The following is a 26455-nucleotide window of genomic DNA, read 5'->3' on the forward strand; positions in this document are numbered from 1 at the left end:
CACGCCGAACACGACCGTGCGCGATCTGTCGAAACAGATCGCAAACCCGACCGCGCGGAACGAGCGCCGGGGACGATTATTCCCTGCCGAACCGTGATTGGTGTGGTCACCGGAACTGGGCAGCTCAGCGCTCGAAAATCGCGCAGAATGCCCAGGTGGCGCCGTCGGCTGCGGCTGAGGGCGAGGTCATTCGGGGGTGGCACGCCGATCGGTCGATCGACCAGTTCGGCAGGCGCCGGGGGTGCCGAGCCGGTCGAAGTGGCGCGAACCACATGCGCGGGGTCGGCCGCGACGCTGTGGAAGTCCGGCGTGATCATCGCGTCCACCGTGGCGCGCTGCCTTCGCCGCGGATCGGCAGCGCGGCGTGCACTGCCTGATCGGCGTCGGCGGCCCCCGGCTCCTTGATCTGCGGCACGGCCGAACCCAAGGCATGGAAGCTGGCCGCGCTGACGAACTCCGGTTCGGGTACGGCCGTTCGGTCCAGGCGCAAGCCGCGCGCTCGCGGCGGTTCCGCGCTGCTGCCGAGGTACTCGAGCACTGCGTCGTCGCCCGCATCGTGCCAGCGGCCGATGTCGCCGGTGCGGTGCATCCGAGAACCAGGTGTCCCGAACGGGTTTGCCACGAATCGGGTGGCGGTCAGGCCCGGCTTGCCCAGGTAGCCCCGGGCGAGCTGTGCGCCTGCGACGTGAATCTCGCCGGGAACCTCGAGCGGGGCCGGGTGCAAGCGCGGGTCGAGCACGTAGCCGTCCAGGCCGGGGATGGCCCGGCCGATGACACTGGCCGCGGTGTGCACGTCGTGCCCGCCGAGCGACAGGAACGACACGTGCACCGTCGCTTCGGTGCTGCCGTACATGGTCACCAAGCGGGTTGTCTCGCCGTGCCGTTCATACCAGCGCCCGAGCTTGCGCAGGTCGAGTGCCGCGCCACCGAGCACGACATAGCGCAACGCGAGCGAACCTTCGGTCGCGGACCGGTCGGCCTCCACCAATTGACCGAAGGCGGACGGGGTTTGGTTCAGCACCGTCACCCGCTCACGAATGAGCAACTCGCGGAACTGGCCCGGCGCGCGCGACGTCAGATCGTCGACCACAACGACCGAGCCGCCGTGCACGAGCGCGCACCACAGCTCCCACACCGAGAGGTCGAACGCGGACGAATGGAACAGCGTCCAGACGTCGTGCTCGTCGAATCGGAAGAGCGGCTGGGTGTTCGCGATCAGCTCGACGACATTGCGGTGCGCGATCGAGACCCCCTTCGGCGCACCGGTCGGGTCGGACGGGTAGTTGACGTAGGCCAGATTGTCCGGGCGCAGTGGCGCGTGCCGGTCGGCGTCGGTGATGGCCGCGTCGGTGAATGTCGTTGTGTCTTCGAACAAGACGACGGGCAGTGCACCGCTCGGGACGGCATCGCGTTCGGCCGCGGTAGTCAGCAGGCAGACCGCACGGGGACGGCTGCCTGCTGGGCGGGCGTGCACAGCAGAATCGGCGAGCACGAATCCCAGCAGCTGCGCCGGATCGGTCGAGTCGATCGGCAGGTAGGCGGCACCGGTGGCAAGCACGCCGAGCAGTGCGATCGGCAAGTCCTCGGTGCGCGGCATCGCCACGGCCACCAGCGATTCCGGGCCTGCGCCGTGGGCAATCAGCGCACGGGCGACCTGGTTGGCGCGCCGCTGCAACTCACCGAAGGTAATCGCGCGATCGCGGTAGCGGATCGCGACCTTGTCCTGACGTCGCCACGCCTGCTCAGCGATCAGGTCGGGAAGTGTGCTGCCCGGCACCCACGCGCCGAGCGAGTTGACTTCGCGCAGTATGTGTTCGCGCTCACCGGCGGTGAGCAGATCGATATCACCGACGATCACTCCGGGATCGGTCGCGATCGCGATCAGGATGCGGCGGAAGCGATCGGCGAAGCTCTGTACCGTCGCGGCATCGAACAGATCCGTCGCATAGGTGAAGGCCGCCGAGATGCCTTGCCTGTCCGCCTGTTCCGCGAGGGTCAGTTCGAGATCGTAGGTGGCAGGCGCGACCCGCGGATCGATGCCAGCCGTGCGTGACAGTTCGGGCGCGCCCGCGTGCTGGACGGCCAGCATCACCTGGAACAGCGGATGCCGCGCCGTCGAGCGAACCGGATCCAGCAGTTCGACCAGTCGCTCGAACGGCAGGTCGGCGTGCTCGAACGCCGCGAGATCGATGCGACGCACGTCGGCGAGCAAGGCGTGGAAGGGGACGCCTGATTCGATCCCGTTGCGCAGCGCCAGCGTGTTGACGACCGTGCCGGTCGGCGTTGGCTCGTCGCGACCGGCGACCTGGGTGCCGATCACGATGTCCGTACTGCCGGACAACCGTGCGAGCAGCACCGCGAGTGCGGCGTGCACCACCATGAACAGAGTTGAATTATGGTGCGCGGCAAGCTCGTCGAGGGCGGCATGCAGCTCCGCGTCGATCTCGAAGTCGAGCGTTGCACCCTGATACGAGGCAGGCTCGGGACGCCGCCGGTCTGCGGGGAGCACCAGTTCGTCGGGCAGCGCGGCCAGCGCAGCGCGCCAGTACTCGGTGTGGTCGGCGCTCGGCTGAGCTCCGAACTCCGGCTCCGGCAACGCCTTCCGAGCCAGCTCGCCGTCGGCGCTGCGGGCCGCCACCTCGCCAGTGCGATACATCCGCGCACCCGGCTGGAACGGATTGGCGACAAACCGCGCCGCGGTCAGACCCGCACGACCGAGGTAACCGCGCGCCAACTGCGCTCCAGCGAGATAGAGCTCGCCGGGGATATCGACGGGAGTCGGCTGCAACAGCGAATCCAGCACGTGTACCTGGTTGTTCCCGTCCGGTGTACCAACCGGCACCGATACCTGGTCATCCTGCGTGACCCGGTGGCTGGTGATCGAGCCCGCGGCTTCGGTGGGGCCGTACTTGGTGAACAGTTCGACGCGCGGATAGTCGCGCAGGAACCGTTGTGCCAGTGCGCCTGGCAAAGTCGCACCGGCGACGAGTACCCGCCACAGCGAGTTCGGGAACGCACCAGCGGTCAACGCATCGAGCATCGACGGCTCCACATGCAACGTGGTAACCCACTCGGTAGCCATCAGCTCATTGAGATACCCCGGATCCCGATGACCATCCGGACCCGCGATAACCAGACGACCACCACACACCGCCGCCGACCAGCACTCCCACACCGCAACATCCGCCGTCGCAGCAGTCTTCAACACAAACGCATCAGCAGCATCGAGACCGAACTCGGTCACCTGCCACTGCAACTGATTCACGACCGCAGCATGCGAAACCACGACACCCCGCGGCCGACCCGACGCGAACAACACATACGCCGTATTCGAAGCACGCAGCGGCGCAACCCGCTCCACATCGATGATCGGCGCCGGATTCAACCCGGCCAGATCCAGCTCATCGAGCAGCACCACCGGCGCGACATCGGTGTCGAACACCGCATCCGCATTGGTCAGCACACACACCGGCGCCACCGTCTCGAGAATGTAGTTCGTACGCTCGACAGCCTGATCCGGATCCACCGGCACATACGCACCACCGGACTTCACCACCGCATACATACCCACGATCAGATCCACCGACCGCCGCAACGCAAGCACCACCCGCGACTCCGGGCCCACACCCAACGCAATCAAATGCCGCGCAAGACGATTCACCCGCGCATCGAGTTCACCGTAAGGTCAGCTTGGCGTAGGCCCCGTCTGGCTGATCGAGCACGAGCGCCTCGGCGCGCGGATCGGCGGCCACGGTTGCGTCCAGCAGCGACGCCAGCGTCGCGGAGCGGTCGACGTGCTGTTCGGTGCCGTTCCACCGGGTCACCACATCGCGACGTTCGACCGCGTCGGGCACCTCGACCGGGGGCGGCGCATCGGCCGCCACCTCGGCGCCTGCCGGCGCGAGCACCGGTCTTAGCCGATCTGTCGGGAATTCCAGTGGGTCAGGCGGGCTGGCCGAGCGCGCACGCCCGAGATAGTCGAGGACGCCCTCGTCGTCCGCGCCGGAAGCCCGGCGCCAGCGCACCAGGTCGCCGGTGCTGTACATGCGCTCACCGGCACCGAACGGGTTGGCCACGAAGCGATTCGAGGTCAGGCCCGGTCGCCGGACATAGCCGCGGGCCAGCTGGTCGCCCGCGAGATACAACTCGCCGGGCACCCCATCCGGCACCGGGCGCAGGCGGGCGTCGAGCACATAGACGCGGGTGTTCCACTGCGGCAACCCGATCGGCACCGAGGTGGCGTCCGAACCATCTGCCAGCCAATACGTCACCGCCACCGCGGTTTCGGTTGGCCCATAGAGGTTGTGCACGTCCGCGTCGAGCACCGCATGCACCGCGGTGACCGTCTCCGGCGGCAGTGCCGCACCGATCACGAAGATCTGAGCGAGCGTCGGGCACGCGCCCTCGGCGGTGTGCGCGGCGAACGTCGCCAGCATCGCTGGTGCGAAATCCGTGACGGTCACGGCCTGTGCCGCAATGGTTTCCGCGAGGTACGCCGGATCGCGCGGGCCGTCCGGCGTGGCGACCACCAGCTTCGCCCCGGCCCGCAGCGGCAGGAACAAGCCCCACAGCGATGCGTCGACCGTGGCGTCGGTGTGCTGGAGGTAGACGTCGTCGGGACCGAGCGGGTACTCCGCGAGCATCCAGTCGAGGTGATTGTTGATCGCCGCATGCGAGACCGCGACAGCCTCGGGTCCGCCGGTCTCGCACGGGAAGAGAACGTAGGCCGGGTTCAGCGGCGAAACGAGGCGGACCAGCTCGCCCGAGCGCACCGGTGTGTCGGGGAAGCCGGTCAGGTCGGCAGTGTCCATGGCCACGGTAGCGACGCCGTCGGGCAGTGCGACCGAGTCGGCGGTGGTGGTCAGGACGCACATGGGTTGCGCGGTCTCGAGCACGTCCGCGATCCGCCCGGCCGGATGATCCGGATCGAGCGGCACAAACGCACCACCCGCCGTCACGATCGCATACATCCCCACCACAAGATCAACCGAACGACGAACCGCCAACCCCACCAACGACTCCGCACCAACACCCCGCGAAATCAACAACCGAGCAAGACGATTAACCCGCGCATCGAACTCCCGATACGACAACTCCACGCCCTCGAACGCCAACGCGACCGCATCCGGCCGGGCGGCCGCGGCCTGCCTATACCCGTCGAGCAGCAGCCTCGGCGCCACCCGGTGCCGGGTGTCGTTCCATTCGAACAGGATTCGATCGCGCTCGACCAGCGACAGCAGTTCGGCATCGCCCACCGCACGATCGGGATCGGCCGTGACCGCACGGAACAGTCGGCGTAGTCGCGCCGCGAACCCCTTGACCGAGGCTGCGTCGAACAGATCGGTCGCATAGGTGAACGTTGCCGACAGACCGGCGTTTTCGCCGCCGTGCCGGATGGTCGTCAGCTGGAGATCGAGCGCGGTTGCCGCGCCGTCGAGATCGAGGGCCACCGTGGACAACCCGGGTAGTTCCCTCGCGGGCTCGTCTATGCCCTCGCAGACAAGCCCCACCTGGACCAGCGGGTGATGCGCCGACGAACGCACCGGATCGAGCACCTCGACTACCCTGCCGAACGGCAGCTCCGCATGCGAGAACGCCGCGAGATCAGCCGCTTTCGTCGCCGCAAGCAGCTCGCGGAAGGACGCGCCGGGATCGATGACGGTCCGCAGAACGATCAGGTTGGGACCTGCCACCGGAGTGCCGATGGTGATGTCATTGCTGCTGGAAAGCCGGGCGAGCAGTGTCGCAAAGGCGGTGTGCACCACCATGAACAGCGAAGCGCCTGCCTCACGCCTGATCTCGTCGAGTCTGGCCGTGACCGCCGCGTCCATCTCGAAGGTAAAGACGCCGACGCGACCGGACGCCATGGTCGGCTGCGGTCGATCCGTCGGCAGTTCCAGCCGATCCGGGACGCCCGCCAAAGCCGTACGCCAGTAACCGATCTGCACATCCTCGGCCGCATTCGTTGCGTACTCGTCAATCGGACCCCTGGTGCCGATCGACTCGGCGGGAACCGCTGCGACCGGCTCCCCCAGCACGCCGACCGACTCCTCGGCACCGATCAACTCGGAAGGAACCGCTGCCGCTGGCTCTTCCAACATGCCGATCGACTCCCCCGTACCGATCGACTCGGCGGGAACCGCTGCGACCGGCTCCGCCAGCGCACCGATCGGCCCCTCAGTACCGATCGGCACGGCGAAGTCCTCCGTGACCGGCTCCGCCAGCGCCCACAGCTCCTGAGTCGGCAGTTCCGAATCGAGCAGTGCCTGGCGATCGAGCTCGTCTACCTGGAAATCGTTGCGGCCCAGGTATTCCAGTTCGTCGTCCGCCGTCCAGCGCACCAGGTCGCCCGTGCGGTACAGCCGGACTCCGTTGGCGTCGAACGGGTTGGCAACGAAGCGGGTCGCGGTGCGGGCGGGCCTACCGAGGTAGCCGCGGGCCAGTTGTGTACCGCTGATGTACAACTCGCCGACCACGCCGACCGGCACGGGCGTCAAGCTTGCATCGAGCACGAACTCGCTGACGGTGACCATCGGCGCGCCGATGGTCACCGGAGTGTCAGGCAGCAACGGCGCACTGGCGTTGGTCATGATCGTGGCCTCGCTCGGCCCGTATCCGTGGAAGACCTCGCGGACACTGCCGTCACCGAGCGGAATCACCCAGCGACGCACCAGTTCCGGCGGGCAGACCGGGCCGGTGACCAGCACGACGCGCAACGCATCCAGCCCATCGGGGTCGACCGCGGCGAGCGCCGCCGGGGTGGCGACGACATGGGTCACGCGCTCCCGATGCAGCAGCGCGGCCAGCTCGGCACCGCTGGACACGGTCGGCGCGACAACGACCATGGTGGCCGCGCCGCTGATCGCCATCAGCATCTCGAACACCGCGGCATCGAACGACGGTGCGGCGAAATGCAATACGCGGGCATCGTCGGCCACGCGGTAGCGCGCCCGCTGCTCCGCGTAGAGACCGGCCAGCCCGGCCTGGGTGACCACCACGCCCCTCGGCGCGTCGGAGGGGTAGACCACATACGCCGGGTGCTCGGCACGCAGTGGCCGCACCCGATCCGCATTGGTCACCGGATCGGTCGGGTAATCCGCGAGCGACAGGCCGCCGTCATCGATGGGCAGCCAGCCGATCCCGGCGGGCAGCATTGCGTGCGCCGCGGTGCTCGTCAGCCCGAGCACCACCCCGGAGTCCGAGACGATGTGTGTGCTGCGCTCGACCGGATCGTTCGGGTCGACCGCGACGAAGCCTGCGCCGGTCTTCGCGATCGCCCAGACCGCGACGACGGCATCGATCGACCGCGGAATACCGACGGCCACCAGGTTTTCCGGGCCGACGCCGTGATCGATGAGCAACCGCGCCAGTCTGGTGGACCGTGCGTCGAGCTCGGCGTAGCTCACCCGCTCCGTCGAGGCCGTTGCGGCAGCGAAGATGACGGCGGTGCCGTCGGGGTTCGCCTCGGCGGCCGTCGCCATCAGCTGTGGCAGGGTGACGACCCGCGGTCGCCGAGTCCGAGCGGGCCGAACCCTGGCTGGACGCGTCATGCGGTCACCGGTGCCGCAGCCCTGCCATCCCGTCGCACGTGCACTGCTAAACGAACCATGAAGCTTTGCTCATCCTGACTGTCGAACACGTTCACACCGCGCGTCCAAGGGCCGCGCTCTAGGGCACATGGGGTATCGAGAGACCATAGCCATGTTCTTAGGGGCCTGCACCCGATACGTATCCGGTTTACCCCGCCCGAAGCAGATCCGCGACGCTGATCACGGCGGTCACCTGTGTCCATGCCGCACCGACATGGGTACCGTCGGCGAGCACCACGGCCTGCAGATCCGGCAAGGCCGCCGGATCGAGCCCGTCCAGACTCGCTCGATCGATCAGCAGATGGCTGACCCACTCGTCGCCGAGCGCCGTCGCCAGGTCGGCATCGTCGGGCACCAGCACCACGGAGGCGCCGGAGGAGCCGGAGGCCACCGCCTCGATCAGCGCCAGCTCGGCCGGACCGCCCAGGTGGAAGGTCCGCGATTCGAAGGTGAGCTCGGTCCGCGTCCGCAGCCGGTCCGCGGCTACGGCGAGCTCGCCGTAGCTGAATGTGCGGTCCCCGACGAACACTGGGTCGCTCCCCCGCAGCACTCGGGTGCGATGCGCGTAGGTCATCGGGCGCGGCGACTCGGCCGCGATCTGCGCGGCGACCGCGGGATCGTCGAGCACCAGCCAGTCGAGGTCGGCCGCCGCGGGCACCGCACCGGCGGTGAGCCCGATCTTGACCTCGGGCCCGGCCGGAATCGGCGCACGGACCGAAGCCACCGGAACCACCGCGGCGCCCGCCTTGAGCACCGCCCAGGTCGCCACGACCGCGTCGACACCGCGCTCGAACCGCAGAGCAACGCCGTCGCCGGGGCCGCAGCCCCTGGCGGCGAGCACCCTGGCCAGGCGCGAGGAGCGCGCGTCGAGCTCCTGGTAGGACATCGCGTCCTCGCCGGAAACCAGTGCGGGACCGTCCGGATCGTCCTCGACGATGGCGGTCAGCGCCTGGGTCAGCGCGGTGCCGGTGATTGTCGTTCCGCGCTCGTCGCCACGGCCGGGCTCCGGCTCAGCCTGCATGTGCTGGCTGAGCTCGGGCATCGGCTCGGCGGTGACCTGCACCTGCGGCCCGAACTCCAGCTCCGGCCCGGCCGTGACCTGCACGTGCGCGCCTGGCTCCGGCATCGGCTCGGCCGCGGCGTCGACCTGCTCGGGTTCCTCGGGATCGAGCAGATCGATATCGCCGACCCTGATCTGCGGATCGGCGACAACGGTCGCCAGGATCCGCGCCAGCCCGCGATTGAGCGCCTGCACCGTCGACTCGTCGAAAAGATCTGTCGCATAGGTGATCACGGCGACCAACTCGTCGAAAGTGCCGTCCGCGTGATGCCGCGGGTCGACGTTGACCTGCAGGTCGACCTTCGCCGCGATCACGTCGCTGTCCAATCCGGTGACCGTCAAGCCCGGCAGCTTCACTGTCGGCTGTTCGTCGTTCTGGAACGACAGCACCACGCCGAACAGGGGTTGCTGTGCGGCAGCGGAACCGGCGGCGACCACCTCGGCCACCCGCTCGAACGGGATGTCCGCGTTGGCGAACGCGCCGAGATCAGTGATGCGGGACTGGTCGACCAGCGCGGCGAAGCTCGCGCTCGGATCGACGGTGGTGCGCAGCGTCAGCGTGTTGTCCAACATGCCGACCAGGTCCTCCAGCGCGGGCTCACCGCGGCCTGCGATCGCGGTGCCGATGGCGATGTCGGTGCTGCCCGACTCCATGGCGAGCAGCACGGCGAGCGCGGCGTGCACCACCGTGAACAGCGTCGAATTGTGTTCCCGCGCAAGCTGGACCAGCGCCTCGTGCACCTCGGGCGGCATCGCGAAGCCCGTGGTGGCGCCGCGCATCGACCCGACGTCGGGCCGCGGCCGGTCCAGCGGCAGGTCGATCTCGCCGCTGAGCCCGTCGAGCTGCGCCCGCCAGTACGCGAGTTGCTTTGCCGCCAGCGAATTCTCGTCGTCGTCGGCGCCGATGACCGCGCGCTGCCAGATCGCGAAGTCCGCGTACTGCACCTCCATCGGCGACCAGCGCGGCGAATTGCCGCCGACCCGTGCCAGATACGCGGTCATCAGATCTCTGGCCAGCGGCGTCATCGACGCGCTGTCCGCCGCGATGTGATGGACGACGAGCGCGAGCAGGTGATCGTCCGAGCCGCCGGACAGCAGCATGGCACGCACCGGAACCTGGCGTGTGACATCGAATCCGGTGGCCATCAGCTCGGCGATGCGGCCGAGCGGATCGGCGGTGGTCGACACCTCGAGCCCGCCGGGCAGCGTCTCGGTGACCGAGAGGATCTCCTGATAGGCCTGTCCGGACGGGTCGGTCGGGTAGCGGGTGCGCAGGGTCTCGTGGCGCTCGAGCACGTCGGCGACGGCGTGCCGCAGTGCGGGCACGTCGAGTCCGCCGGTCAACCGGATCGCCAACGGGATGTTGTACGCCGCCGATTCCGTGTCCGCCTGGTTGAGCGCCCACATCCGTTGCTGGGCAAGCGACAACGGCACCCGATCGACATGGGGCGCGCGGGCCAGCGGCGGGCGCGGCGCCTCGGTCGCGCCAGGCACCACGCGGGCGGCCAGCGCCACGACGGTCGGCGACTCGAACAGCTCGCGCACCGCGAGGTTGGCGTCCAGCGCCGCATTGATCCTGGCGACCACCCTGGTGGCGAGCAGCGAATTGCCGCCGAGCGTGAAGAAGTCGTCGTCCAGCCCGATCTCGCCCGCGCCGAGCAGTCCGCCGAACACCTCGGCCACCGCCTGCTCGACCGGCGAGCTCGGCGCGCGGAACATCGCCGTGCCGATGAATTCCGGTGCGGGCAGCGCCTTTCGGTCCAGCTTGCCGTTCGGGGTCAGCGGCAACTGATCGAGCACCACGAGCGCGTCGGGGACCATCTGGCCGGTGAGGAACTCGGCGACGTTGCCGCGCAGTGCATCCGGGTCGAGTGTGGTGCCGGTGTCCGGAACCACGTAGCCGATGAGCCGGTCACCCGCGTGTTCGTCCGCATGCACGAGCACCACCGCCTGGCTGACGTCCTGGCAGCGCAGCAGCGCCGACTCGATCTCGCCGAGCTCGATGCGGAAGCCGCGCAGCTGCACCTGCTGGTCGCCGCGACCGGCGTATTCGAGCGCGGCCTGGCCGCCGAAGCCGACCCAACGACCGATATCGCCGGTGCGATACATCCGAGATCCCGGCGCGCCGAACGGATTCGCGACGAATCTGGCCGCCGTGAGCGCGGGGCGGCCGAGGTAGCCCCTGGACAGCTGGGCACCGGCGACGTACATCTCACCGGCCACCCCGACCGGGGACGGGTGCAATCGGTCGTCGAGCACAACGGCGTCGAGGCCGGGTAACGCACGGCCGATGACGCTGGCCGCGTTGTCGACCAGCTCCTCGTCCAATGGCAGGAACGACACGTGCACCGTGGTTTCGGTGATCCCGTACATGTTGACCAGCCACGGCGCATCCGCCGCGTGTCGGTCGTACCAGCGCGGCAGCTGGCGGAGGTCGAGCGCCTCACCGCCACACACCACGTAGCGCAGCGCGAGCTCGGCCTGATCAGTATGCGCCGCCCGGTCGGCTTCAGCGAGCCGATAGAAGGCCGAGGGGGTCTGGTTGAGCACGGTGACCTGCTCGCGAATCAGCAACTCGCGCAGCAGCTCCGGCGACCGGCAGGTCAGCTGGTCGACCACGACGACGGTGCCGCCGTTGGCCAGCGCGCACCACAGCTCCCACACCGAGAAGTCGAACGCGAACGAGTGGAACAACGTCCACACGTCGGTCTCGTCGAAATCGAACAGCGTCTGGGTGTTCGCGAACAGCTGCACCACATTCCGGTGTGTGACGCCGACACCCTTGGGCACGCCGGTGGAGCCGGAGGTGTAGATGACGCAGGCCAGGTTGTCCGGCCGCAGCGGTGCGGTCCGCTCGGCCGACCGGATCGGGGTATCGGCGTACTCGGCCGTGTCCGCCAGCACGATGACCGGAATATCGCCGGCGGGAACGGATTCCAGCTCGCTCACGGTGGTCAGGATGCACGCGGGCGCGGCGTCGGCGAGCAGGAAATCCCGCCGCTGTTCGGGGTAGGTCGTGTCGATCGGCAGGTACCCGGCGCCGGCGGCGAGCACCGCGAGCAGGGCGACGGGCAGCTCATCGGTACGCGGGACCGCAACGGCCACCAGGGATTCCGGGCCTGCGCCGCGCGCGATCAGCGCCCTGGCAACCTGGTTGGCCCGCCCGTACAGCTCACCGAAGGTGAGCGTGGTGTCGCCGAACCGGATGGCGGCCGCGTGCGGTCGCCTGCGTGCCTGCGCGGCGATGAGATCGACCAGCGTCACCTCGGGCACCATGGCGCCTCGGCTGTTCCACTCGTGCAGCACGAGCGCACGCTCGCCGGGCGCGAGCACGTCGATATCGCCGACGGTCACGGCGGAATCGGCCGCCACCGCAGCGAGGATCCGGCCGAAACGGTCCGCGAAGTCCTGGATCGTCGCCTCGTCGAACAGGTCGGTGGCATAGCTGAAGATCGCCGAAATGCCTGCTGCCGCATCGTCTCTATCGATCCGCTCGGCAAGTTCGAGCTGCAGATCGACCGCGCGCAGCGGGGTCGCGATGTCTATCGCCGAGACCGAGAGCCCTGGCAGCTCCAGTTCGGTGCCCGCCAGGTTCTGGAAGGTCAGCAGCACCTGGAACAGCGGATGCCGCGCCGTCGAGCGCGCAGGTGCCAACAGCTCGACCAACCGCGCGAACGGCACATCGGCATGGCCGAGCGCCTCGGTGTCGACCCGGCGCGCCTCACGCAGCAGATCGTCGAAGGGCGCATCGGAGTCGACCTCGGTGCGCAGGACGAGCGTGTTGACGAACGTGCCGATCAGGCCGTCGAGCGCGGCCTCGTCCCGCCCGGCGACCTGGGTGCCGATGGCGATGTCTCTGGTCCCCGACAGCCGGGCAAGCAGCACCGCGAGCGCCGCGTGCAGCACCACGAACAGCGTCGAATCGTGGCTGTGCGCAAGGCGGTTCAGTGCGGCGTGCACGTCGGCATCGATCTCGAAGCCGAGCGTGGCGCCGCGATGGGATGCCACGGTCGGCCGCGGGCGATCCGCAGGCAGTTCCATTTGTTCTGGCAGCCCGGCCAATTCGGTCCGCCAGTACTGGAGCTGCTCGGCCAGTACCGATTCCGGGTCGTCCGCGGTGCCGAGCACCTCCCGCTGCCAGATCGCGTAGTCGGCGTACTGCACCTCGAGCGCAGGCCATTCCGGCGCGCTGCCGCACACCCGGTCCAGGTAGGCGGCCATCAGGTCGCGGATGAGCGGCACCATCGAGAAGCCGTCGCCTGCGATGTTGTGCACCACGCAGATCAGCACCCGGTCGGTCTCGCTCAGCTCGAGCAGCCGCAGGCGCACCGGGGGCGCGGCGGTCACGTCGAAGCCCACCGTCACCGCCGCCGCGATCAGTCCAGGCACCTCGGACGCACTGGCTTGCGCGACAACGAATTCCGGGACGGCACCGGGGTCGCCGTGCGGCAGCACCTGCTGGTGGCCAGCGCCGTCGACCTCGGGGTAGCGCGTGCGCAGCACCTCGTGCCGCGCAACGACATCGCTGATGGCGGCACGCAACGCGTCCAGATCGAGCAGGCCGGTCAACCGCACCGCGGCCGGAATGTTGTCGACGGCACTGGCCGGGTCGAACCGGTTCAGGAACCACATGCGCTGCTGCGCATAGGACATCGGCACCCTGGCTTGGCGCGGCCTGGCCTGCAGCACCTGCCCCGCGACCGAACCAGCATGCTGCTCAACCCGTTCGGCCAGCGCGGCCACCGTGGTCGCCGCGAACACCAGCCGCGCAGGCACCCGCACTCGCAACGCCGACCCGATCCGGTCCGCGGCCTGCGCGGCGAGCAGCGAGGTGCCGCCCAGTGCGAAGAAGTCGTCGTCGATCCCGATGCGGCCCTGGTCCCCCGCCGTCAGCAGCGCCGCGAACACGTCGGCGACGACCTGCTCCACCGGCGTCGACGGCGCACGGAATGCCTTGGCGGCGAACACCGGCACCGGCAGTGCCTGCCGCTCCGGCATGCCTGCCGAGGTCAGCGGGATCTCGTCGAGCACCCTGATGAAGGCATCGCCGCCCAATGCCGACGGCATGCGGCGCACCAGGTCTCCGGTGCGGAACAGCCGGGCACCGGGATTGCCGGTGTCGGCGCCGTACGGGCTGGCCACGAAGCGTTCCGCGGTCGACCCTTGGCGGCCGAGATAGCCCTGCGCCAGGGCAGGGCCCGAGAGATACAACTCGCCGACCACACCGAGCGGCACCGGGCGCAGCCGCGAATCCAGCACGAACGCACCGACTCCCGGGATCGCCGAGCCGATCGTGATCGCCTCGTCCGGCACGAGCTGACCGGTGCTGGTGGCCAGGATGGTGGCCTCGGTCGGCCCGTAGCCGTGGAAGAACTCGCGATCGGCCGCCCAGCGGCCGAGCAGGTCCTGATTGAATTTCTCGCCTGCCACCACCACAACCCGCAGGTCGTCCAGGCCTGCCGGATCGACCGATGCCAGGGTGCCCGGTGTGCTCAGCAGATGCGTGACCCGTTCGCGCCGCAGCAGATCGGCGAGTTCGCCGCCGCCGACGACCGACGGCGGCGCGATCACCAGCGTCGCCCCCGACGAGAACGCGAGCAGCAACTCGAGCACCGAGAGATCGACATTCGGTGAGCACCCGTGCAGCATGCGCGAATCGGCGCTCACGTCGTAGTGCTCACGCTCCGCGGCCACCAAGCCCGCCAAGCCGGTGTGCGTGACCACCACGCCCGTCGGCCGCCGCCCCGCCGCATCACCGCTGTAGATGACATAGGCGGGATGCCGTTCGTCCAGCGGACGCACCCGGTCGGTGTAGGAGATCGGATGCTCAGGCCTGGCGGCGATCCGCGCGGACTGCACCGGGTCGTCGAGCTCGATCCAGTACACCCCGGTGCCGAGTACAGGGCGATGCGCCGAAGTGGTCAGCCCGAACACGGCGCCGGAGTCGGCGAGGACGTGATTGATCCGCTCAGTCGGGTGAGCCGGATCCACCGGGACAAAAGCGGCACCCGTCTTGGCGATCGCCCACACGGCGACCACCGACTGCAGGCTGCGCGCAATGCCGAGGGCGACCACATCGCCCGGCCCGACACCGCGGTCGATCAGTTCCCGTGCCAGGCGCGACGAAGCCGTGTCCAGCTGGGCATAGGTGAGCTGCCGATCGTCGTCGAGGTCGCCCGACGGGTTGAAGCGGATGGCGACCTCGGCGGCCGCGGATTCGACGGCCGCGGTGAGCAACTGCCCGAACAACGGGCTGCCCGACCTACGGCGACGGCTACCACGAGCGGTACGGCGGGCAGTTTCCATCCGAGTGCATTCACCTCTCGCGTCGAGCAAGGACCCGACCCTACCCATATCAGGGGCGCATCGTCCCGGGCCAGCGCGGTCCGAGCGATCATATAAGGACTGTTCGGTGTCCACACCTGCTGTGTTCGGATTGATCCGGCCGCCGCGCAGCGGCAGACCGGATCAATGCATCAGCATCGCGCAGCGATCGCGTGAGGGGTAGTGGTTGGGCGACGGTTGGGCCAGTTCACAACCAACCGCGGCGGGTTGCCTGCACCCCGGCCTGGAATCGAGTGCTCGCGCCGAGCCGCTCCAGTAGTCGCGCGGTCCGGCGGACGACGGTACGCCGTGACATGCCGAGCCTGCGCGCGATGGTGTCGTCGGTGGCACCGAGACCCATCAGGGTCAGGATCGCGCGGTCGCGTTCATCGAGGGCCTCCGCCGTCGGGTTCACCGAAATCGGCGCGGCCAACGACCACAACACGTCGAACGTCTTGATCAACAGGTCGAGCGCGGGCGAGTCGGTGATCCGCAACCCCATCGGATCCGGGCGGCGCTCGTCGACGTGCAGCACCAGGCTGGCGCGCTCGTCGTCGCTGATGATCATCTTGAACGGCGGCTCCGGCAACGTGCGTGCCTGCGCCCCACTCGCGTTGGTGGACAGCGCGTGCCGCAACCGGTCCGGGTCCTGATAAATCGTGTCCTGGTACAGCGTTTGGTAGCGGATGCCTTCACTGAGCCGAGCGCGCTTGAGCTGGAACAGCTGCCGCTCGCGGTCGGCGTCGCTGAGGTAGGGCCCGCGCTCGATGACCTTGACGCCGGTGCGCGCGGCGGTCTGCATCTCCTCGAAATCGGCGAGCATCTCGAGGCGTTCGAAAACCGGAACCACGGCGCCGTTGCTGCGCGGCGAGCGGCGCACCGAACGGAACGTCTCGCTGAGCCGCGCTGCGGCCGTATGCATCTGGTTGATCTGTTGTTGTCGCCGCCGCGCCTCGGCCTCCGACAACGATTCCGGGGCATGGGCATCCCACACCACCGGTCCGCCGTCCGGCGACGGCACCCGCACCGCGGCATGCAAGTCACACAACACGTCCAAAGAAGCCGCCGCGGTCTCCTCCGAAACGCTCAGATACTGCGCAATATCGGTGAGACTCGACCGCGGATGATGCACCAGCACGGCATAGGTACGGCCGTGCGGTGATCCAGGCTCGAAGATGTCGCCCAGGTCTGTCACGTACCGAGCCTAACGACCGACCGGTCCCGGCGGGGAACCTTGCACGCCAGACGGTGGCGTGATCGCTGGAATCGCAAGCCCGGCAGTGGAATCAGTGCGCCGACGGTCCCCACTGCAGCGGCACGCCCTTTGCTGCCAGATACGGCATCGGGTCGATCTTGCTGCCGCCCTGGTCCCAGATCTCCAGGTGCAGATGGGGGCCGGTGGAGTTGCCTCGGTTGCCGACGGTGGCGATGACGTCGCCCGCGTTCACCCGCTGACCAACGTTCACGAGCATCTCGTTCACGTGGCCGTAGACGGCGGTGGTGCCGTCCTCCTGCTGCACGCGCACCCACAGGCCGAAGCCGGACGCGGGGCCCGCCTCGATCACGGTGCCGTTGCTGACGGAGTGGATGGGGGCGCCGATGCGGTCGGCGAAGTCGAGGCCGTAGTGGAATTCGCCCCAGCGGCTGCCGAATCCGGAGCTGATCTCGCCTGCGACCGGTCGCACCGCACCCGCCTGGGGGATCTGGGGGATCGCGGGGGCGACCTGCTGCTGCACGCCCTTGAGGATCTGCTCGGCCTGCGCCAGCGGGCCCGCGATCTCGGGAGGCAGGTTCGGCAGGCCGAACGGTGCGGCGACGGGCGCGACGTTCTGGGCTGCGATCGGTGCCGCCTCGGGAACGGCGGCGTCTTCGATCGGCATGGTCGCCTTGGGCGTGAACATCGGCAGAATTCCGGTGCCGCGCACGGTCATCGGGGCTTCGGGCGACTTGGCTTCGTCGGCATCGTGCGAGCCGGGGAGCAGCGGGCTCAGCGGGCTGGCGACAGCAGGCGCGATCTGCGTGGCGGTACCGATCAGCGCACCCGCGGCGACCGCGACTCCGGCGGCGACCTTCACGCGATCGGCGGAGGTAGACTCGACGCGGTGCCGCGTCGGTCGACCCGAAATATCATCGCCGATAAGGCTCATGACGGTTATGGAACTGGGGCCTACCCGATGGTGCGACAAAGCAGCGTCCTTGCGTCCGAAGAGCAATTGGTTCAACGGATTGCCTGGCCTCTCGCACAACCGGCTTTGGTAACGATCCGGTGAAGCTCTGCGATGTAACGGTTTGGCATCCGTTGTGATGGGAACTCTACCCCGTCGTGACCATTTCGCAACCTAATGCGGCATAAACGCAGGTAGATACAGAGTCAGACGTCCAGTAGGTCACGGCGCGGCCGTGATCATCGGTCACACTGGGGCCGTGATCATCGATGGCTTGAACGTCCCGATCGTGCTCGCGCCCATGGCGGGCGGACCCTCAACACCCGAGCTGACCGTCGCGGTCACCGACGCCGGTGGCTTCGGTTTGCTTGCCGCCGGATATCTCAGCGCCGCCGACACCGCGGCACGGATCACCACCACCCGCCTCGCGACGGCTGCGCCCTTCGGCGTAAATCTGTTCGTGCCAGGCCCAGCCACACCGCCCGCCGTGTTCGCCGACTATCTGGCCGAGCTCGCCCGCGACCACAAGGTCGGCGCGGCCAAGTACGACACCGACGACTGGGACGCCAAACTCGACCTGCTCGTCGCCGAACCGGTCGCGGTCGTCTCCTTCACCTTCGGCTGCCCGTCGGCCGCCGAGATCGATCGGCTGCATGCCGTCGGTTCCGAGATCTGGGTGACGGTGACCTCGCCGGGCGAGGCACACATCGCGCTGGAGCGCGGCGCGGACGTGCTCATCGCCCAGGGCGCGGAGGCGGGCGGCCATCGCGCCACCTTCGTCGATCGGGTCGAGGACGATGCCACCGATCCGCTCGGCCTGCTCGCGCTGTTGCAGTTGGTGACCGCGATGACCGACCGACCGGTAGTCGCCACCGGCGGCATCAGCACCGGCGCAGGCATCGCCGCAGCACTCGCGGCGGGCGCCGCGGCCGTGCAACTCGGCACGGTATTCCTGCGCTGCCCGGAGGCTGGCACCAACGCGACCCATCGCGCCGCGCTCGGCGCGGCAACGCCGACCATGCTGACCCGCGCCTTCACCGGCCGCAGGGCGCGCGGCCTGCGCAATCAATTCATGATCGAGCACAGCGCGACCGCACCGGCGGCGTACCCGGAGATCCATTACGCCACCGCGCCTTTGCGGGCCGAAGCCAGGACAACGGGCAACCACGACGATGTGAACATGTGGGCTGGGCAGACCCACACCTTGACCACGGAGCTACCGGCCGGCGAACTGGTGGGCAAGCTGGCCGCCGACACGAAAGCCGCACTGAAAGCAGCACTTTCGCGGCGAATCCAGGATTGTTGACAACGACTTTCGATTAGAATCGAGTCGCATCGCATCGGCCATCCACCCTTGGAGGAGAGCGCTATGTCCCTCGATGTCCCCACCGCACTGCTCGAACGCGCCGAACGCGGCGAAGTCGACGACGCCGACTTCGTCGAAGTCGTCCGCACCTCGTTGCCATACGCCTGGGAAGTGGTCAGCCGGGTCGCCGGTGAACTGCACTCCGGCACAGCGGAATACGCCGACAACGTGGTGCCGCCGCCGGACGAGGTTGCGCGCGGACAGCTGCTGCGCGCGATGGCCTCCGACGCGATCCGTGGCGGGCTGGAACGGCACTTCGGCGTGAAACTCGCCTTCCAGAACTGCCATCGGGTGGCCGCTTTCCCGATCTCCGCCGTCGGCGGCGACACCTACAGCACGTTCATCGGCACCAGGGCCCAGCTGCTGAATCAGAGCCCGGAGCTGCGTAACTGCTGATCGACAGGTGCAGTGGCCCGGCGCGGCAAGCGATTTCGCCGCGCCGGGCCCACTGTGCTCACCCACCCCGTAGGCTGCCGTCCCCGTGCGGTCAGCTCAGGGTGGTGACCGTCAGGTCGCCATCGGCGTACTGCGCACGCAGCCGCTTCTTGTCGAACTTGCCGACGCTGGTCTTCGGCACCTCGGCGATGAACGTCCAGCGTTCCGGCAGTTGCCATTTCGCGAACTTGTCGGCCAGAAAGTCACGCAGTTCGTCGGCCTTGGCCTCCGCGCCCTCGGCGAGCACGATCGCCACCAGCGGGCGCTCGTCCCACTTCTCGTCCGGCACGCCGATGACGGCCGCCTCGGCCACCGCGGGATGGCCCATCACGGCGTTCTCCAGGTCCACCGACGAAATCCATTCGCCGCCGGACTTGATCACGTCCTTGGACCGGTCGACCAGGGTCAGATAGCCGTCCCTGCTGATCTTGCCGACGTCACCGGTGCGCAGCCAGCCGTCGTCGAACTTGTCCGGATCGACCTCGACACCGTCCGGGGAGTAATAGGAGCCGGTGATCCACGGGCCACGAACCTCCAACTCGCCGAGCGACTCTCCGTCGTTCGGCAGCACGGAGCCGTCGTCGCCGACCAGCCGCGCCTGCACGGTGGCCGGGAAACGGCCCTGGGTATAGCGGTAGGCCCACTCGTCATCGCCGGTCACACCCACCGGCGGGTGCGCGACGCTGCCGAGCGGCGAGGTTTCGGTCATGCCCCAGGCGTGCAGGACGCGCACGCCGTGCTTTTCCTGGAACGTGTGCATCATCGACGGCGGCACCGCCGAGCCACCGACCACCACCGTGCGCAGGTGCGTGATGTCCTGCGGGTGCGCGGACAGGCCTGCCAGCACGCCGCCCCAAATGGTCGGCACCGCGGCCGCGAACGACGGCTGCTGCGCGGCCATCATCTCCAGCAGCGGGCCTGGCTGCAGGAACCGATCGGGCATCAGCACACTCGCGCCGGACATCAACGCCGCGTACGGGATACCCCAGGCGTTCGCGTGGAACAGCGGAACGATGGCGAGCACCGTGTCGCGACCGGAGAACGCCATGCCGCTCGGCGAACACACCTGCATCGCGTGCAGCCAGTTGGAGCGGTGCGAATACACAACGCCTTTCGGGTCACCGGTGGTGCCCGAGGTGTAACACATTGCCGCGGCGGACCGTTCGTCGAGCACCGGGAAGTCGTAGGTGTCCGGCTGCGCGGCAAGGAGTTCGGTGTAGGAGTGCACCTGCACGCCCTCGGGCGCGGTCAGCGTGGACGCGTCGCCGTTGACCACGATGACATGCTGCACCGTCTTCAGATTCGGCAGGTACTGGCCGAACATCGGCAGCAGCGTGCCGTCGACGAGCACCACCTTGTCCTCGGCGTGGTTGGCCACGTAGACGAGCTGGTCCGGGAACAGCCGGATGTTGAGCGCGTGCAGCACCGCACCCATCGCGGGCGCCGCGATGTAGGCGACCATGTGCTCGTTGTTGTTCCACATGAAGGTGCCGACTCGATCACCGATGCCGATCCCCAACCCACGCAACGCGTTCGCCAACCGCGCCGCGTCCGCGCCGAGCTCACGGTAGGTCATGGTGCGCACGCCGGTACCGGTCCAGGTGGACACGGTCGCATCGCCGACAAACGTCGATGCGTAGCGCAGCAACGTCGCCAGCGACAACGGCTCGTCCTGCATAGTGCTCAACATCGGAACTCCTTTTTCTTCAGTGACTTCCACTCAGAAAGCCAAGTCTGTTTCGGCCACCTTCGGTGTCTCCGCGGTGATCCCGTACAGCAGACCGATCCAGCGGATCAGCTCGGGATACAACACCGGCTTGCCGCTGGTGAGCACGGCGCACGAGAGCGCGCGCTCCGGGTCGGCCCATGCCGCGTTGTTGGTGAAACCGAGATGCCCGAAGGCGCGGCGGGTGTCGGGGCCGTACAGGCTGACCACCCGGCCGCCGAGCATCGGGCCGTAGCCGAAGCCGAAGTTCATCCCGAGGGCGAGGTCGGGTTCGATCCTTGACTGTGGAACGAGTGCGGCCGCAATGGTTTCCGGGCGCATCACCCGGACGCCGTCGAGTTCGCCGCCGCGCCGGAAGATGTCGTAGAAGCGGGACAGTTCGTTCGCGGTGCTGATCACGTTCGCGGCGGGCGCGATGATCCCGAGATAGGCCGGATCGTTGCCGGTTTCGACGGCCTCGGCAAAGGAGACGCCTAGCAGCCGGTCCATCGCAAGCGACAGTGGCGGCAGTGGGGTGATGCCGGTGCGGTAGTTCCTGGCCAGGGCGGGGATATCCGGCGGCGCCGCACCGTAATTGGTCCAGCGGAAGCCGAGCGGGCCGAGGATCTCCTCGTGCAGCACGGTGCGGATGTCCTTGCCGGTGACGCGGTGCACCACCTCGCCGAGGATGAAGCCGCCGGACAACGCGTGATAGGACTGGAAGCGGCCCGGCGGCATGGACGGGCGCACCGCGCACAGATTCCGTACCAGCAGTTCACGATCCGCGACGGCCTCGGCGGTCAGCGCCTCCCTCGGCAAGTTCGCGACGCCGGAGCGGTGCGCGAGCACCTGGCCGATGGTGATGGATTCCTTACCGTGGCAACCGTATTCGGGGATGTAGCGGCTGACGGGTGCGTGCAGATCGATCAGGCCACGGTCCACGAGCAGATGCACGACGAAGGCCGTGACACCCTTGGACGCCGAGTAGGTGACGAACGGAGTGCTCGGCGTGGCGAGCACCTTGGCGGTTTCCTGGCTGTCGTCCGGGCCGTTGCCGCGTGCGTGACCGAGCGCGCGGTCGAAGACGACGACCCCGTGCCTGCGGACACAGACCTGGACGGCGGGATGCACACCGCTGCGGTACACCAGCACCATCCGCCGCCAGATCCGGTCGGCGTAGTCGGCAGGCAGGCCGAGCTCGGCGGGATCTGCCTCGGCACCGACGGTCGCGACGGACTCGACATCCTCGGGAATCCAGCTCCGATGGAGCAGGTCAGGCAGCTTCGACAGGTTCCGGACGCGCGTCAACATGGTTCCCACGCCTCAACCATGAGCCACATCACAGGCCGAATGCTACCCAACGGTAGAACAGGTCGGCGAGGGCCGAACAGGATTACCGCACTGTTCGCGATGTGAACCCATTCGTCCGATGTTTGCGCAGGTAGCAGGGTTTCCGTTCAGCCTGCGTGCGCCGGATACGCGTGGACCACCGCGGTATTCAGCTTCGGGACGACATGGGTGAGCGTGTGCTCGGCATGGTGGGCGACGCGGTGCGCCTCGGCGAGGGTGATCGTCGGGGCGACATCCAGTTCGACGTCGGCGTGCAGCCGGTGGCCGATCCAGCGCATGCGCAGGCTGCGCACGCCCTGCACGTCCGGCTCGGCGGCGAGCGCATGCTCGGCGGCGGTCACCAGTCCCGGCTCGACCGCGTCCATGAGGCGCCGCAACACGTCCCTGGCCGCGGTCCGCAGCACGGCGAGAATGGCGATGGTGATCAGCAGGCCGACGATCGGGTCGGCCAGCGGGATACCGAGCGCCACCCCGCCCGCGCCGAACAGCACGGCCAGCGAGGCAAAGCCGTCGGTGCGGGCGTGCAGGCCGTCGGCGACCAGCGCGGCCGAGCCGATGCGCCTGCCGACGCGGATGCGATACAGCGCAACGGTCTCGTTGCCGAGGAAGCCGATCACCCCGGCGGCGGCCACCCAACCGAGGTGCTCGATGGGCATCGGGTCGATCAGCCTGCGCACCGCCTGATAGCCGGCGATCAACGCCGACAGCGCGATCATCCCGACGACAAAGAGCCCGGCGAGATCCTCCGCACGGCCGAACCCATAGGTATAGCGCCGCGTCGCCGCACGGCGACCCAGCGCGAACGCGATCCACAGCGGCACCGCGGTCAGCGCGTCCGAGAAGTTGTGCACCGTGTCCGCCGCCAGCGCCACCGACCCGGACGCCGCAACCACCAGCAGCTGCGCGATCGCCGTCACCCCGAGGACAACCAGGCTGATCTTCACCGCACGGATGCCGACCGCGCTCGCCGCCAACGCATCATCGACGCTGTCCGCCGCGTCGTGACTGTGCGGGACGAAGATTTCCCGCAGCACGCCGCGCCAACCCGGTGGATGCGCGTGTGTGTGCGGAGCGTCGCCGTGATCGTGCGCATTCGCGTGGCTGCTGACGTGGTCGTGCCCGTGCGTGCGACTGTCGCCGTGATCGTGCGCGTGGCTGTTGCCGTGTTCTGCCCTGTTCACACCGTCACGCTCCGAAATGATTTGTCCAGTCAAATGTTTCGTGCAGGTCGTTTACTGCGCGGCGCGGTCATGGGGCAACGCGCGGACGGTGCTGTCGCCGCGGTGGTGCGGCGGGACGCCAGGTCCTGCGTGTTCGGCGTTGTAGACCGCATCGACCACCAGCTGGCGGACGTGTTCGTTCTCCAGGCTGTAGAAGATCGTTGTGCCTGCGCGGCGGGTGTCGACCAGGCGGGCCATCCGCAATTTCGCCAGGTGCTGGGAGACCGAGGGGGCGGGTTTGCCGATGTAGTCAGCGAGGTCGTTCACCGAGAGTTCGCGATCGACGAGCGCCCACAGCAGCCGGACCCTGGTCGCGTCGGCCAGCATCCGGAAGACTTCGACGACCAGATCCACCTGGTCATCGGCCGGTACGGGCCGTCCTTGCTGGCTATCTGCATTCATACGCAGATAATAGACCAACGGAATACACGCGGGCGATGACCGAATCCCCCACGGACCGGAATGGCGGCGACACCCCCTGCGTGGCCGCCGACATGCCGGTCCGTCCCGATCGCACCACCCACCGTCTTAGTCGCCACGGCGTTGCTGCGCCAGACGACCGGCCGATCAACACCCTAATGAGACACAACGTGCCGACCGTCCGCGTTCCAGCACGCCGCGCTATCGGCTGTGACCTGCGCGAATTCGACCGCGCCGCAGCAAAGTACGCGCTCGGGGCGTGTGTTCACATTTGCACGTGCATCGCGTGCCGACCGGTCGTCTACGTCCGTTTTGGGCTACTACTCAGCCACAGGCCTGGCGTGCGCCGCCGAGGCGATGTGCCAGCAGGAAATTCATCATGGTGCGTTGCAGGTCGATGCCATGCGCGGACTGCATCAGCAGGCCGCCACCGATGTGATCGGGCCCGATCGGCGTCCGAAACTCGGCGAGCGCGCAGCCGCCGACATCGTAGCGCTCGACCGTGGTCGGCACCGGGGCGGTGGTGGCGGTGACCGCGCTCGGCATCGCCGGCACCGCATCGTCCCCCGCGAGTCGATATGCGCCGAGCCACTGCACCAGATTCGTGCGCCCGATCGGATACAGGCTCGTCTGATCCGCCAAGTCCTGCAGGAAGAACCCGGGCACCGGGCGCGCAAGCGGGCCCATCGCCTGGACTATCGACGCACCGGTCAGATCGGCCGAAAACGTCTGCGGATTCAGCTGATACGGCCCGCCGGCCATCGGCGCGATCGCGGCATACAGGTCGGGATAGGTCGCGGCCATGACCGTCGACATCGCACCACCGGCCGAATATCCGCCGACGTAGACCCGTGCGCGATCCAAACCGAACTCACCGATCAGCGTCGTGGTGAGGTCCGCGATGATCGACGCCTCTCCTTGTCCGCGCTGCTGATCGGACGGGGCGAACCAGTTCCAGCAGTTCCGCTCGTTCGCCGTCGCCGGTTGGATCGGATAGGCGAGCACGAAGCCGAGTTCATCCGCGACCTTCGTCAGCGAGAACCCGGTGTCCACCAACTGACGCTGCGGGTCGGTGCACCCGTGCAGGTAGATCATCAACGGCTTGCCCGCCGGATCACCGGGCGGCACATGCAGGTAGTAGTCCCGCGTGCCCGCTGCGTTGGCGAAGGTGCGCTCGACCACCGGCGCGTGCGCACCCGCCGGTGCCGCCTGCGCGAATTGCGCGCCTGCCAGCAAGAACTGGACACCCGACGCCAGCAACGCAAGCACCAGACAACCACGAGAGAAACCGCGCATCATCGACTTCCTTCCCGCCGGTTCCCGATCGAATCTACCGACTATCGGATCGAGAACGCGCACAGCATGTTCCGCACCGCCGCGCCTAAGCGATGGACGCAAGACGAGTGGCACACCATGGAGTGGTCTTCTCGCGATTCGCCGCAGCCATGTACCACTCGTGGCGCGGCACTAGTGCCCCGTCCAGGAAGGGCGGTGCGCTTATCGGTGGCTCCGGTCGTCCGCTGGCAAGGCGGAGGAGCTGCCGATACCGGGGTTGTATCGGCGGCGACGACAACGCGGCCAGCGGGCGGCCGGGGCCGCCGAGAAGCGTGCCGCCCTTCCTGGACGGGGCACTAGCGTAGGGGCATGCCAGTGGATCGAATGCTGCCGACGGCCGAGGCCAGGGACCTGCTCGAGCTGACCCGTGATATCGCCGACAAGGTGCTGGAGCCGCGGGTGGTCGAGTGCGAGAAGACGGGGACGTTTCCCGACGGTGTGTTTCCCGCGCTTGGCGCGGCGGGGTTGCTGAGCCTGCCGTATCCCGAGGAATTCGGCGGCGGTGCGCAGCCGTACGAGGTGTACCTGCAGGTGCTGGAGGAACTCGCGGCGCGGTGGGCTGCGGTCGCGGTGGCCGTCAGCGTGCACAGCCTGTCCTGCCACCCGCTGTTCACCTTCGGCACCGGTGAGCAGCAGCAACGCTGGCTCGCTGACATGTTGTCCGGTGCGACCATCGGCGCCTACAGCCTGTCCGAGCCGCACGCCGGTTCCGACGCGGCCGCGCTGCGCTGCCGGGCGACGAAGGTCGACGGCGGCTACCGGGTCACCGGCGCGAAGGCGTGGATCACCAACGGCGGCCGTGCCGATTTCTACACCCTGTTCGCGCGCACCGGCGAAGGTTCGCGCGGTATCTCGTGCTTCCTGGTGCCCCGCGACACCGAGGGACTGAGCTTCGGCAAGCCCGAGGAGAAGATGGGCCTGCGCGCGGTGCCGACCACCACGGCCGCCTACGATGACGCGTTCCTGCCCACCGAACGGCTGATCGGCGAAGAGGGCCAAGGACTTTCGATCGCCTTCAGCGCCTTGGATTCCGGTCGCCTCGGCATCGCCGCCGTCGCAACGGGTTTGGCGCAGCGCGCGCTCGATGACGCGGTCGCCTACGCCAAGGAGCGAGAAACCTTCGGCCGCCACATCATCGATCATCAGGGGCTCGGCTTCGTGCTCGCCGACATGGCGGCGGCGGTCGATTCCGCGCGCGCCACCTACCTCGACGCGGCCCGTCGCCGCGACGCGGGACTGCCCTACTCGCGCCAGGCCAGTGTCGCGAAGCTGATCGCCACCGACGCCGCCATGAAGGTCACCACCGACGCCGTCCAGGTCCTCGGCGGCTACGGCTACACCCAGGACTTCCCGGTGGAGCGCTACATGCGCGAGGCCAAGGTCATGCAGATCTTCGAGGGCACCAACCAGATCCAACGCCTCGTCATCGCCCGCCAGCTCGCCGGACACTGACCGAGATCCGCACCCCTTCTGCGGATCCGCACTG

The 26455-nt window shown here is 68.4% G+C and carries 12 protein-coding genes and 1 pseudogene; 3 read left to right on the top strand and 10 right to left on the bottom strand.

The genetic code is table 11. The annotated features are described in order from the left end of the window. Positions 1–313: 313 nt before the first annotated feature. From NA11_RS29875 to NA11_RS29895, 5 genes and pseudogenes are all read right to left on the bottom strand, one after another. Positions 314–3661: pseudogene (locus NA11_RS29875) on the bottom strand (AMP-binding protein); the annotation flags it as partial. 13 nt (positions 3662–3674) lie between these two features. After that, entirely contained in the window at positions 3675–7550 is a 3876-nt protein-coding gene (locus NA11_RS29880) for an AMP-binding protein (RefSeq protein WP_084655190.1), read from the bottom strand. A gap of 187 nt (positions 7551–7737) precedes the next feature. After that, positions 7738–14955, bottom strand: coding sequence for a non-ribosomal peptide synthetase (locus NA11_RS29885; protein WP_069165373.1), 7218 nt, complete (start codon positions 14953–14955; stop codon positions 7738–7740). 226 nt (positions 14956–15181) lie between these two features. Next, on the bottom strand, positions 15182–16168 hold the full coding sequence (locus NA11_RS29890; RefSeq protein WP_069165374.1) for a helix-turn-helix domain-containing protein: 987 nt from the start codon (positions 16166–16168) through the stop codon (positions 15182–15184). Between the two features lie 91 nt (positions 16169–16259). Then, a complete protein-coding gene (locus NA11_RS29895) occupies positions 16260–17120 on the bottom strand; it encodes a M23 family metallopeptidase (protein ID WP_069165375.1) in 861 nt (286 codons plus the stop codon). A gap of 277 nt (positions 17121–17397) precedes the next feature. Here NA11_RS29895 and NA11_RS29900 point away from each other — a divergent pair, with 277 nt between their 5' ends. Together NA11_RS29900 and NA11_RS29905 are read left to right on the top strand one after the other, a co-directional pair. Then, positions 17398–18444 carry a nitronate monooxygenase gene (locus tag NA11_RS29900; protein ID WP_174567755.1) on the top strand — a complete coding sequence of 349 codons (1047 nt, stop codon included), beginning with the start codon at positions 17398–17400 and terminating at the stop codon, positions 18442–18444. Between the two features lie 63 nt (positions 18445–18507). Then, complete coding sequence (locus tag NA11_RS29905; protein WP_069165376.1) at positions 18508–18900, top strand: SCO5389 family protein; 393 nt, start codon at positions 18508–18510, stop codon at positions 18898–18900. Between the two features lie 91 nt (positions 18901–18991). Here the strand turns inward: NA11_RS29905 and NA11_RS29910 are convergent, their stop codons facing one another. From NA11_RS29910 to NA11_RS29930, 5 genes are all read right to left on the bottom strand, one after another. Beyond that, entirely contained in the window at positions 18992–20629 is a 1638-nt protein-coding gene (locus NA11_RS29910) for a long-chain fatty acid--CoA ligase (RefSeq protein ID WP_069165388.1), read from the bottom strand. 30 nt (positions 20630–20659) lie between these two features. After that, a complete protein-coding gene (locus NA11_RS29915; protein ID WP_069165377.1) occupies positions 20660–21955 on the bottom strand; it encodes a serine hydrolase domain-containing protein in 1296 nt (431 codons plus the stop codon). A 146-nt stretch (positions 21956–22101) separates the two neighbouring features. Beyond that, positions 22102–23175 (bottom strand): cation diffusion facilitator family transporter, encoded by a 1074-nt coding sequence (locus NA11_RS29920; protein ID WP_069165378.1) that lies wholly within the window; start codon positions 23173–23175, stop codon positions 22102–22104. A 51-nt stretch (positions 23176–23226) separates the two neighbouring features. Further along, positions 23227–23616: an ArsR/SmtB family transcription factor gene (locus tag NA11_RS29925; RefSeq protein WP_069165379.1), complete on the bottom strand. Its 390-nt coding sequence runs from the start codon at positions 23614–23616 to the stop codon at positions 23227–23229. Between the two features lie 342 nt (positions 23617–23958). After that, positions 23959–24933 (bottom strand): extracellular catalytic domain type 1 short-chain-length polyhydroxyalkanoate depolymerase, encoded by a 975-nt coding sequence (locus NA11_RS29930; RefSeq protein WP_069165380.1) that lies wholly within the window; start codon positions 24931–24933, stop codon positions 23959–23961. A gap of 345 nt (positions 24934–25278) precedes the next feature. Between NA11_RS29930 and NA11_RS29935 the strand changes: the two genes are divergently transcribed. After that, a complete protein-coding gene (locus NA11_RS29935) occupies positions 25279–26421 on the top strand; it encodes an acyl-CoA dehydrogenase family protein (protein WP_069165381.1) in 1143 nt (380 codons plus the stop codon). The last annotated feature ends 34 nt before the right edge of the window (positions 26422–26455 follow it).

The sequence above is a fragment of the Nocardia altamirensis NBRC 108246 genome (assembly GCF_001612685.1).
Lineage (GTDB): Bacteria > Actinomycetota > Actinomycetes > Mycobacteriales > Mycobacteriaceae > Nocardia > Nocardia altamirensis.